This is a genomic window from Nitratireductor sp. XY-223 (assembly GCF_004959855.1).
Taxonomy (GTDB): Bacteria; Pseudomonadota; Alphaproteobacteria; order Rhizobiales; family Rhizobiaceae; genus Hoeflea_A.
In genome coordinates this window covers 1,408,378-1,418,466 of sequence record NZ_SPNT01000001.1, presented here as the reverse complement: position 1 = coordinate 1,418,466, position 10,089 = coordinate 1,408,378, and the positions used below count along the sequence as shown (strand labels likewise).

At 61.1% G+C, this 10,089-nt stretch carries 21 protein-coding genes and 1 pseudogene; all 22 read left to right on the top strand.

The features are described 5' to 3' along the window. Positions 1-356: pseudogene (locus E4M07_RS06525) on the top strand (elongation factor Tu); the annotation flags it as partial. A 119-nt stretch (positions 357-475) separates the two neighbouring features. Further along, positions 476-784: a 30S ribosomal protein S10 gene (rpsJ, locus tag E4M07_RS06520; RefSeq protein WP_003547547.1), complete on the top strand. Its 309-nt coding sequence runs from the start codon at positions 476-478 to the stop codon at positions 782-784. 84 nt (positions 785-868) lie between these two features. Beyond that, positions 869-1,594, top strand: coding sequence for a 50S ribosomal protein L3 (gene rplC, locus E4M07_RS06515; RefSeq protein WP_136657444.1), 726 nt, complete (start codon positions 869-871; stop codon positions 1,592-1,594). After that, the gene (gene rplD / locus E4M07_RS06510; protein ID WP_136657443.1) at positions 1,594-2,214 is read left to right on the top strand and encodes a 50S ribosomal protein L4; all 621 of its coding nucleotides are present in this window, start codon (positions 1,594-1,596) and stop codon (positions 2,212-2,214) included. Before rplC ends, rplD begins: the two co-directional genes overlap by 1 nt. After that, positions 2,211-2,504, top strand: a complete 294-nt coding sequence (locus tag E4M07_RS06505) for a 50S ribosomal protein L23 (protein WP_136657442.1) — start codon at positions 2,211-2,213, stop codon at positions 2,502-2,504. Before rplD ends, E4M07_RS06505 begins: the two co-directional genes overlap by 4 nt. A gap of 29 nt (positions 2,505-2,533) precedes the next feature. Beyond that, entirely contained in the window at positions 2,534-3,370 is an 837-nt protein-coding gene (gene rplB, locus E4M07_RS06500) for a 50S ribosomal protein L2 (protein WP_136657441.1), read from the top strand. A gap of 15 nt (positions 3,371-3,385) precedes the next feature. After that, a complete protein-coding gene (gene rpsS / locus E4M07_RS06495) occupies positions 3,386-3,664 on the top strand; it encodes a 30S ribosomal protein S19 (RefSeq protein WP_136657440.1) in 279 nt (92 codons plus the stop codon). A gap of 2 nt (positions 3,665-3,666) precedes the next feature. Continuing rightward, a complete protein-coding gene (rplV, locus tag E4M07_RS06490) occupies positions 3,667-4,056 on the top strand; it encodes a 50S ribosomal protein L22 (protein WP_136657439.1) in 390 nt (129 codons plus the stop codon). Next, positions 4,056-4,778: a 30S ribosomal protein S3 gene (gene rpsC, locus E4M07_RS06485; RefSeq protein ID WP_136657438.1), complete on the top strand. Its 723-nt coding sequence runs from the start codon at positions 4,056-4,058 to the stop codon at positions 4,776-4,778. Before rplV ends, rpsC begins: the two co-directional genes overlap by 1 nt. Positions 4,779-4,799: 21 nt before the next feature. Then, positions 4,800-5,213 (top strand): 50S ribosomal protein L16, encoded by a 414-nt coding sequence (gene rplP, locus E4M07_RS06480; RefSeq protein WP_136657437.1) that lies wholly within the window; start codon positions 4,800-4,802, stop codon positions 5,211-5,213. 11 nt (positions 5,214-5,224) lie between these two features. Next, positions 5,225-5,425, top strand: a complete 201-nt coding sequence (gene rpmC, locus E4M07_RS06475; protein WP_136657436.1) for a 50S ribosomal protein L29 — start codon at positions 5,225-5,227, stop codon at positions 5,423-5,425. Positions 5,426-5,437: 12 nt separating this feature from the next. Next, positions 5,438-5,668 (top strand): 30S ribosomal protein S17, encoded by a 231-nt coding sequence (rpsQ, locus tag E4M07_RS06470; protein WP_136657435.1) that lies wholly within the window; start codon positions 5,438-5,440, stop codon positions 5,666-5,668. A 79-nt stretch (positions 5,669-5,747) separates the two neighbouring features. After that, positions 5,748-6,116: a 50S ribosomal protein L14 gene (gene rplN / locus E4M07_RS06465; protein WP_136657434.1), complete on the top strand. Its 369-nt coding sequence runs from the start codon at positions 5,748-5,750 to the stop codon at positions 6,114-6,116. 10 nt (positions 6,117-6,126) lie between these two features. After that, positions 6,127-6,438 carry a 50S ribosomal protein L24 gene (rplX, locus tag E4M07_RS06460; protein WP_136657433.1) on the top strand — a complete coding sequence of 104 codons (312 nt, stop codon included), beginning with the start codon at positions 6,127-6,129 and terminating at the stop codon, positions 6,436-6,438. Next, the gene (gene rplE / locus E4M07_RS06455; RefSeq protein WP_136657432.1) at positions 6,431-6,988 is read left to right on the top strand and encodes a 50S ribosomal protein L5; all 558 of its coding nucleotides are present in this window, start codon (positions 6,431-6,433) and stop codon (positions 6,986-6,988) included. Before rplX ends, rplE begins: the two co-directional genes overlap by 8 nt. A 26-nt stretch (positions 6,989-7,014) precedes the next feature. Beyond that, positions 7,015-7,320, top strand: coding sequence for a 30S ribosomal protein S14 (rpsN, locus tag E4M07_RS06450; RefSeq protein WP_136657431.1), 306 nt, complete (start codon positions 7,015-7,017; stop codon positions 7,318-7,320). A 12-nt stretch (positions 7,321-7,332) separates the two neighbouring features. Further along, complete coding sequence (rpsH, locus tag E4M07_RS06445; RefSeq protein WP_136657430.1) at positions 7,333-7,731, top strand: 30S ribosomal protein S8; 399 nt, start codon at positions 7,333-7,335, stop codon at positions 7,729-7,731. Positions 7,732-7,769: 38 nt separating this feature from the next. After that, entirely contained in the window at positions 7,770-8,303 is a 534-nt protein-coding gene (rplF, locus tag E4M07_RS06440; RefSeq protein ID WP_136657429.1) for a 50S ribosomal protein L6, read from the top strand. 12 nt (positions 8,304-8,315) lie between these two features. Beyond that, positions 8,316-8,678, top strand: a complete 363-nt coding sequence (gene rplR / locus E4M07_RS06435; protein ID WP_136657428.1) for a 50S ribosomal protein L18 — start codon at positions 8,316-8,318, stop codon at positions 8,676-8,678. A 42-nt stretch (positions 8,679-8,720) separates the two neighbouring features. Beyond that, complete coding sequence (gene rpsE / locus E4M07_RS06430) at positions 8,721-9,281, top strand: 30S ribosomal protein S5 (protein WP_136657427.1); 561 nt, start codon at positions 8,721-8,723, stop codon at positions 9,279-9,281. Between the two features lie 14 nt (positions 9,282-9,295). After that, positions 9,296-9,496: a 50S ribosomal protein L30 gene (rpmD, locus tag E4M07_RS06425; protein ID WP_136657426.1), complete on the top strand. Its 201-nt coding sequence runs from the start codon at positions 9,296-9,298 to the stop codon at positions 9,494-9,496. Between the two features lie 14 nt (positions 9,497-9,510). After that, positions 9,511-9,990: a 50S ribosomal protein L15 gene (rplO, locus tag E4M07_RS06420; RefSeq protein WP_136657425.1), complete on the top strand. Its 480-nt coding sequence runs from the start codon at positions 9,511-9,513 to the stop codon at positions 9,988-9,990. The last annotated feature ends 99 nt before the right edge of the window (positions 9,991-10,089 follow it).

Below are 10,089 nucleotides of genomic sequence, written 5' to 3'. Positions count from 1 at the left end.
CGCTGCTTCGCGGTGTCGACCGTGACGGTGTGGAGCGCGGCCAGGTTCTTTGCAAGCCGGGTTCTGTTACGCCGCACACGAAGTTCAAGGCCGAGGCCTACATCCTGACGAAGGAAGAGGGTGGCCGTCACACGCCGTTCTTCACCAACTACCGTCCGCAGTTCTACTTCCGCACGACGGACGTGACGGGTGTTGTGACGCTTCCGGAAGGCACCGAGATGGTGATGCCGGGCGACAACGTGACGGTTGACGTCGAGCTGATCGTGCCGATCGCGATGGAAGAGAAGCTTCGCTTCGCCATCCGTGAAGGCGGCCGCACCGTTGGCGCCGGCATCGTCGCAAGCATCACGGAATAACTGAAAGACTGCACAAACGCGCCGGCTCAAACCGGCGCGTTTTGCAACCCCGGCGGTTCCAATCCGCGAACAACGAGAATTGGACTGGTTTTCAGTCCTTGAACTAAGGATTAAGTCGAATGAACGGCCAGAATATCCGTATCCGCCTCAAGGCGTTTGATCATCGGATTCTCGATGCCTCCACGCGTGAAATCGTGTCGACGGCCAAGCGTACGGGCGCCAGTGTGCGCGGACCTGTTCCGTTGCCCACGCGAATTGAAAAATTCACGGTCAACCGGTCGCCGCACATCGACAAGAAGAGCCGCGAACAGTTCGAGATGCGCACCCACAAGCGTCTTCTCGACATCGTCGACCCGACACCCCAGACCGTCGATGCGCTGATGAAGCTCGACCTGGCTGCCGGCGTAGACGTGGAAATCAAGCTTTAACGAGCAGTCTGTGGGGCCGGTTGCGAAAAACCGATGCGGGACCTTCGCGCAAGACCGGACCCAAACGGAGACAAGGACGAACCAATGCGTTCAGGTGTGATTGCACAGAAAGTGGGAATGACCCGGGTCTACAACGACGCCGGCGAGCATGTTCCGGTAACCGTTTTGCGGCTCCAGAACTGCCAGGTCATCGCCCAGCGTACAGAAGAAAAGAACGGCTACACCGCGGTTCAGCTCGGTGTCGGCATTGCCAAGGCCAAGAACACGACGAAGCCGATGCGCGGCCATTTTGCCGCCGCCAAGGTGGAGCCGAAGGCCAAGCTTGCCGAGTTCCGCGTGACGGCCGACAACATGCTTGATGTGGGTGCGGAGATTACCGCCGAACACTTTATCGCCGGCCAGCGCGTAGACGTGACCGGCACCTCCGTCGGTAAAGGCTTTGCCGGTGCCATGAAGCGGCACAATTTCGGCGGCCTGGTTGCCTCGCACGGCGTGTCGATCTCGCACCGCTCGCACGGCTCCACCGGCCAGTGCCAGGATCCGGGCAAGGTCTTCAAGGGCAAGAAGATGGCCGGCCACATGGGCGGAACCCGGGTGACGACGCAGAACCTCGAAGTCGTGTCCACGGACAGCGACCGCGGCCTCATCCTCGTGAAGGGTGCAGTACCGGGCTCCAAGGGTTCCTGGATCATCGTCAAGGACGCAATCAAGGCTCCGGTGCCGGACGACGCACCGAAGCCGGCAGGTCTGCGCGCCGCTGCTGCGGCCGAAGCCGCACCCGCCGAAGAAGCCACTGAGGGAGCCGAGTAATGGATTTGAAGGTAACAACCCTCGAAGGCAAGGCTGCCGGCAAGGTGAAGCTGTCCGAGACGGTGTTCGGCCTCGAGCCGCGCCAGGACATCCTTCAGCGCATGGTTCGCTGGCAGCTCGCCCGCAAGCAGCAGGGTACGCACAAGACCAAGGGTCGCTCCGAGATCAACCGCACCGGCGCCAAGATGTTCCGGCAGAAGGGCACCGGCCGCGCCCGCCATTCTTCGGCACGCGCGCCGCAGTTCCGCGGCGGCGGCAAGGCCCACGGTCCGGTCGTTCGCAGTCATGAGCACGGCCTTCCCAAGAAGGTGCGCGCCCTGGCTCTGCGTCACGCCCTTTCGGCGAAACTGCGCGATGAGAACCTGATCATCGTCGACGAGATTGCCGCCAAGGAAGCAAAGACCAAGGCGCTGAGCGGATCGCTCGAGAAGCTCGGCCTCTCGAACGCGCTGTTCATCGGCGGTGCCGAGCTCGACAGCAACTTCAGGATCGCTGCCCGCAACATACCCGGTGTCGATGTGCTGCCGGTTCAGGGCATCAATGTTTACGACATTCTGCGGCGCGGGAAGCTGGTGCTCTCAAAGGCCGCGGTTGAGGCTCTCGAGGAGCGGTTCAAATGACGGATCTTCGCCACTACGACGTGATCACCGAGCCGGTGATCACCGAAAAATCGACCCTCGTGTCGGAGCAGAACCAGATCGTTTTCAACGTCGCGAAGACGGCGACGAAACCGGAGATCAAGGCGGCTGTCGAGGCTCTGTTCGGCGTCAAGGTCAAGGCTGTGAACACGCTCGTCCGCAAGGGCAAGAAGAAGCGTTTCCGTGGCCGGGTCGGCCAGCAAAGCGACGTCAAGAAGGCCATCGTGACGCTCGTTGACGGCGAATCCGTCGACGTCACCACCGGTCTTTGACGGCAAGCCCAGAGGAAAGAAGAAGACAAATGGCACTGAAATCTTTCAAGCCGACGACGCCGAGCCAGCGCCAGCTGGTCATTGTCGATCGCTCCGGCCTTCACAAGGGCAAGCCGGTCAAGTCGCTGACGGAGGGCCTTTCGGCGAAGGGCGGCCGCAACAACACCGGCCGCATGACCGTTCGCCATCGCGGCGGCGGACACAAGCGCACTTATCGCCTCGTCGACTTCAAGCGCCGCAAGTTTGATGTCGAGGGCACGATCGAGCGCCTTGAATACGATCCGAACCGCACGGCGTTCATCGCGCTCGTCAAGTATGACGACGGTGAACTGGCCTACATTCTGGCGCCGCAGCGCCTGTCCGCCGGCGACAAGGTCATCGCGTCCCAGTCGGCAGTCGACGTCAAGCCCGGCAACACAATGCCGCTGCAGTCGATGCCGGTCGGAACGATCGTCCACAATGTCGAGATGAAGCCCGGCAAGGGCGGCCAGATCGCCCGTTCGGCAGGCACCTATGTCCAGCTGGTCGGCCGCGACCAGGGCATGGCGATCCTGCGGCTCAATTCCGGCGAGCAGCGCCTGGTTCCAGGCAGCTGCCTGGCAACCGTCGGCGCCGTGTCCAATCCGGACAACGCCAACCGCAACGACGGCAAAGCGGGCCGTTCCCGTTGGCTCGGCAAGCGCCCGACTGTTCGTGGCGTCGTCATGAACCCGATCGACCACCCGCATGGCGGTGGTGAGGGACGCACCTCCGGCGGTCGTCACCCGGTGACCCCGTGGGGCAAGCCGACCAAGGGCAAGCGTACCCGGTCCAACAAGTCGACCGACAAGTTCATCATGCGCTCCCGCCATCAGCGCAAGAAGTAAGAGAGGAAGTCTCAAGTGGCTCGTTCAGTTTGGAAAGGTCCGTTTGTTGACGGCTATCTGCTCAAGAAGGCGGAGACGGTTCGTGAAAGCGGCCGCAACGAGGTGATCAAGACGTGGAGCCGCCGCTCCACCATCCTGCCTCAGTTCGTCGGCCTGACATTCGGTGTCTACAACGGCAACAAACACATTCCGGTATCCGTGTCGGAAGACATGGTCGGACACAAACTCGGTGAATTTTCCCCGACCCGTACCTATTACGGCCACGGGGCCGACAAGAAAGCGAAGAGGAAGTAGCAATGGGCAAGGCCAAGGCCGAGCGCCGGCTAAAGGACAACGAGGCAAAAGCAGTTGCCCGCACGATCCGCGTCAGCCCGCAAAAGCTCAATCTTGTGGCGGCGATGATCCGCGGCAAGAAGGTCGAGCGCGCCCTGGCGGATCTGGAGTTCTCGCGCAAGCGGATTTCGGAAACCGTCAAGAAGACGCTGGAATCGGCGATTGCCAATGCCGAGAACAACCACGATCTCGACGTGGACTCGCTGATCGTCGCCGAGGCCTATGTCGGCAAGTCGATCGTCATGAAGCGTTTTCACGCACGCGGCCGCGGCCGGGCATCGCGGGTCGAAAAGCCGTTTTCGCACCTGACGATCGTCGTCCGTGAAGTCGAGGAACAAGGGGAGGCCGCGTAATGGGTCAGAAGATTAATCCGGTCGGCCTTCGTCTCGGCATCAACCGCACTTGGGATTCCCGCTGGTTCGCCGAGAAGGGCGAATATGGCGATCTGCTTCAGGAAGACCTGAAGATCCGCGATTACCTGACGCAGGAACTCAAGCAGGCGGCGATCTCCAAGGTCGTCATCGAGCGCCCGCACAAGAAATGCCGCGTTTCGATCCACTCCGCGCGTCCCGGCCTGATCATCGGCAAGAAGGGCGCGGATATCGAAAAGCTGCGCCGCAAGCTGTCGGTGATGACCAACTCGGAGACGCACCTCAACATTGTCGAGGTCCGCAAGCCCGAGATCGATGCGACGCTGGTCGCCCAGTCGATCGCCCAGCAGCTCGAGCGCCGTGTCGCGTTCCGCCGGGCGATGAAGCGTGCGGTCCAGTCGGCCATGCGCCTCGGCGCGGAAGGCATCCGCATCACCTGCGGCGGCCGTCTCGGCGGCGCGGAAATCGCGCGCACCGAGTGGTACCGCGAAGGCCGTGTGCCGCTGCACACGCTGCGCGCGGATATCGACTACGGCACCGCCGAAGCGCACACCGCCTACGGCGTCTGCGGCATCAAGGTCTGGATCTTCAAGGGCGAGATCCTTGAGCACGACCCGATGGCCTCGGAGCGTCGCGCAACGGAAAGTGACAACCAGGGCAGCGGCGGACGCCGCCGCGAAAACCCGTCGCAAGCCGCGCGGTAAGCCAGTTCGGAGAAAAACAAAATGTTGCAGCCAAAGCGTACGAAGTACCGCAAGCAGCACAAGGGCCGTATCAAGGGTGTCGCGTCAAGCGGCACCAAGTTGAACTTCGGATCCTACGGCCTCAAGGCCCAGGAGCCCGATCGCGTCAACGCGCGCCAGATCGAAGCTGCCCGCCGTGCCATCACCCGTCACATGAAGCGTGCCGGCCGCGTGTGGATCCGCATCTTCCCCGACGTTCCGGTCACCCAGAAGCCGACCGAAGTTCGCATGGGTAAGGGCAAGGGTTCGGTCGAATACTGGGCGGCCAAGGTCAAGCCCGGCCGGATCATGTTCGAGATCGACGGCGTCAGCGAGGAAGTCGCACGCGAGGCCCTGCGCCTCGGTGCTGCCAAGCTGTCGGTCAAAACCCGCTTCGTACAGCGCATAGCAGACTAGGAAGTCAGACCATGAAATCCGTAGATGTACGTGCGATGAGCGCCGACCAGCTGACCGACGAGCTGGCCAAGCTGAAGAAAGAGCAGTTCAACCTGCGCTTCCAGAAGGCCACCGGGCAGCTCGAGAAGACCTCTCGCATCAAGGAAGTCCGTCGCGATATCGCGCGCATCAAGACAATTGCCCGCCAGAAGGCGGCAGAAGCCAAGGCCTAAGGACCGAAAACAATGCCGAAACGCGTTCTGCAGGGCACTGTCGTCAGCGACAAGAGCGACAAGACCATCGTTGTGAAGGTCGAGCGCCGCTTTGCCCACCCGATGATGAAGAAAACCGTGCGCCGTACCAAGAAGTACAAGGCGCATGACGAAGCAAACCAGTTCAAGACCGGCGACACGGTTTCCATTGAGGAATGTTCGCCGATCTCAAAGGACAAGCGCTGGACGGTGGTTACCGAGTAGGCGCAGTCCGAACCGAAAAGACAATGAAATCGCCGGGGCCGATCGATAACCCCGGGCAAGTTGGAGAAGGCGGTCTGACATGATTCAGATGCAAACAAACCTCGACGTAGCCGACAATTCCGGCGCCCGTCGTGTCATGTGCATCAAGGTGCTGGGCGGCTCGAAGCGGAAATACGCTTCCGTTGGAGACATCATTGTTGTCTCCGTCAAGGAAGCCATTCCGCGCGGCCGCGTCAAGAAGGGCGATGTCATGAGGGCGGTTGTCGTGCGCACGGCCAAGGACATTCGCCGGCCGGACGGCAGCGTCATCCGTTTTGACAAGAATGCGGCAGTCCTGGTGGACAACAAGAAAGAGCCGATCGGCACCCGCATCTTCGGGCCGGTCCCGCGCGAACTTCGTGCCAAGCGGCACATGAAGATCATCTCGCTGGCGCCGGAAGTTCTTTAAGGAGATAACGATGCAGAAGATCCGCAAAGGCGACAGTGTCGTTGTTCTGACCGGCAAGGACAAAGGTCGCACAGGCGAAGTCATCCAGGTGATGCCGAAGGAAAACCGCGCCCTCGTGCGTGGTGTCAACATGGTTCGGCGCCACCAGAAGCAGACGCAAACCCAGCAGGCAGGCATTGTCAGCAAGGAAGCGTCCATTCACCTGTCCAATCTGGCCATCGCCGACAGCGAGGGCAAGCCGACCCGCATCGGCTTCAAGATCAATGATGACGGCCGCAAGGTCCGCGTTGCAAAGCGTTCAGGAGAAGTGATCGATGGCTGAGGCAAATTACGAGCCGCGGCTCAAGAAGGAATATGGCGAGCGCATCCGCGACGCGCTGCAGGAGAAATTCTCCTACAAGAACGTCATGGAAATTCCCCGTGTTGAGAAAATCGTTATCAACATGGGCGTAGGCGAAGCGACGACGGACTCCAAGAGGCCTGCGGCGGCAGCGGAAGACCTGGCGGCCATTTCCGGCCAGAAGGCCGTTGTCACCCATGCCCGCAAGTCGATCGCCGGCTTCAAGGTCCGCGAAGGCATGCCGATCGGCGCAAAGGTTACGCTGCGCCAGACACGCATGTATGAATTCATGGATCGCCTGGTCAACATCGCGCTGCCGCGCGTTCGCGACTTCCGGGGTCTCAACCCCAAGAGCTTTGATGGCAACGGCAATTTCGCCATGGGCATCAAGGAACACATCGTGTTTCCGGAGATCGACTACGACAAGGTCGATCAGATCTGGGGCATGGATATCATCGTTTGTACGACCGCCAAGACGGATGACGAGGCACGGGCTCTGCTGGCAGAGTTCAACTTCCCGTTCCGGCAGTAACGGCAAGCGTAGAGAGGATATTTGACATGGCTAAGGTTAGCGCAGTCGAAAAGAACAAGCGCCGTCGCCGTACAGTCGCGGCACATGCCGAAAAGCGCGCCGCGCTCAAGGCAATCATCAAGAACCAGGAAGCGCCGATCGAGGAGCGTTTCAAGGCAACGCTGAAGCTTGCCGAAATGCCCCGCGACGGATCCAAGACCCGGGTTCGCAACCGCTGCGAAGTGTCGGGCCGTCCGCGCGCCTATTATCGCAAGCTCAAGATGTCCCGTATTGCGCTGCGCGAACTCGGTTCGCTCGGACGCGTTCCGGGCGTCGTCAAGTCCAGCTGGTAAGGAGACAGGCAGATGGCTATGACTGATCCGCTGGGCGATATGCTCACCCGTATCCGCAATGCAACCGGCCGCCGCAAGGCGACGGTTTCAACCCCGGCCTCGAAGCTGCGTGCCCGCGTTCTCGACGTGCTGCAGTCCGAGGGCTACATCCGCGGATATTCGGAAGTCAAATACGACAACGGCAAGTCCGAGATTAACATCGAACTCAAGTACTATGAGGGTGCCCCGGTCATTCGCGAGATTGCTCGCGTCTCCAAGCCGGGCCGCCGCGTTTACGTCTCGGTCAAGTCCATCCCGCAGGTCTCGAACGGCCTCGGCATTTCCATTCTTTCGACCCCGAAAGGTGTGATGGCCGACCACGAGGCGCGCGAACAGAATGTTGGTGGCGAGGTTCTCTGTCACATCTTCTGATGTGACGGACCTCCATAACGGTCAGACAGGTTTGAAAAATGTCTCGTATCGGTAAAAAGCCCGTTTCGGTTCCCGCCGGCGTCACTGCGACCGTCGAGGGAAAGAAGGTCACCGCCAAGGGGCCCAAGGGCGAACTGAGCTACGTCGTGAACGACGAGGTTCTGGTGAAGATGGAAGAAAATCAGGTCGTGGTTTCACCCGTCGACCAGAGCAAGGACTCGCGCTCCAAGTGGGGTATGACCCGCACGATGATCGAAAACATCATCACCGGCGTGACGGACGGCTTCGAGCGGCGGCTGGAGATCAACGGCGTCGGCTACCGCGCCGCCATGCAGGGCAAGAATCTGCAGCTCGCGCTCGGTTACAGCCACGACGTGGTCTATGAAACGCCGGACGGCATCACCATCGCCTGTCCGAAGCCGACGGAAATCATCGTCACCGGCATCGACAAGCAACAGGTCGGTCAGGTCGCCTCGGAGATCCGCCGATTCCGCAAGCCCGAGCCCTACAAGGGCAAGGGTGTCAAATATGCCGAAGAGCGGATTGTCCGCAAAGAAGGCAAGAAGAAGTAAGGATTACGCAAAATGGCTAGCAGGAAGGAAACACTTTCGCGTCGTGCTGCGCGTGTCCGCCGTCAGCTTCGATCGGTCGCCGATGGCCGCCCACGGCTGTCCGTCCACCGTTCTTCGAAGAACATCTATGCCCAGATCATCGATGACGAGGCAGGCAACACGATCGTCGCCGCTTCCACGCTCGATGCTGATCTGCGCAAGAAGCTGAAGACCGGTGCAGACAAGGATGCCGCTGCCGCCGTCGGCAAGCTCGTCGCCGAGCGCGCATCCAAGGCGGGCGTAAAGGACGTGGTCTTCGACCGCGGCGCCTTCATCTACCACGGCCGCATCAAGGCGCTGGCGGATGCCGCGCGTGAAGCAGGGCTGAATTTCTAACCAACTGACCGTTGCACCCGGAAAAGAAAAAGGACAAGGACAATGGCAAGAGAAGCGCGCCGCGATAACCGCGGCAAAGAGGAAGAGCGCGACAGCGAATTCGTCGACAAGCTCGTCCACATCAACCGTGTGGCGAAGGTCGTCAAGGGCGGCCGCCGTTTCGGTTTCGCCGCCCTGGTCGTCGTCGGCGATCAGAAGGGACGCGTCGGCTTCGGCCACGGCAAGGCCCGCGAAGTGCCGGAAGCGATCCGCAAGGCGACCGAGGCCGCCAAGCGCAACATGATTTTCGTTCCGCTTCGCTCCGGCCGCACGCTGCACCACGATGTGCGCGGCCGCCACGGCGCCGGCAAGGTTCTGCTGCGCTCGGCGAAGCCCGGTACCGGAATCATCGCGGGTGGTCCGATGCGCGCCGTTTTCGAGACGCTCGGCATGCAGGACGTCGTCGCCAAGTCGACCGGCTCGTCCAACCCGTACAACATGGTTCGCGCCACGTTCGATGCGCTCAAGCACCAGATGCATCCGAAGGATATCGCCGCGCAGCGCGGCATCAAGTATTCGACGCTGCAGGCGCGCCGCGCATCCATCGTCGGCAATGAAGAATAGGGAAGCGGTACGTTATGGCTGAGAAAAAGAAGGGCAATACGGTTACCGTCGAACAGATCGGTAGCCCAATCCGCCGCCCGGCCGACCAGCGCCAGACACTGGTTGGGCTGGGGCTCAACAAAATGCACCGCCGCCGCACCCTGGAAGATACCCCGGCCGTGCGCGGCATGATCCGCAAGGTCAGACACCTCGTGCGCGTCGTCGACGAAGGCTGAGGGGAGTTGGAAACATGAAACTGAACGAACTTCGTGACAATGAGGGCGCGACGCACAACCGCAAGCGTGTCGGCCGGGGCATCGGCTCCGGCAAGGGCAAGACCGGCGGTCGCGGCGTCAAGGGCCAGAAATCGCGTTCCGGCGTCGCCATCAAGGGGTTTGAAGGCGGGCAGATGCCGATCTACCGTCGTCTGCCGAAGCGCGGCTTCGTCAATATCTTCAAGAAGGACTTCAACATCGTGTCCCTCGGTCGGCTGCAGGTCGCCGTGGACGCAAAGAAGCTCGACGCCAAGAAGACGGTCGATGCGGCTGCCCTTCTGGAAGCCGGCGTTATCCGCCGTGTAAAGGACGGCGTACGCGTTCTTTCCGATGGCGAATTGAAGGCCAAGCTCAAGCTTGAGGTTGCCGGTGCTTCCAAGTCGGCAATCGAGAAGATTGAAAAGGCGGGCGGCTCGATCAAGGTAATCGCTCCGGCTGTCGAAGCGACCGAGTAAACGGATGTTGGCCCGTTGTGATTTGCAATGGGCCCATTTGTTCCCATATGGGTGACGCACGTTGCCCGTGACGGGCTTGGATGAAGGGGCGCATGTCGC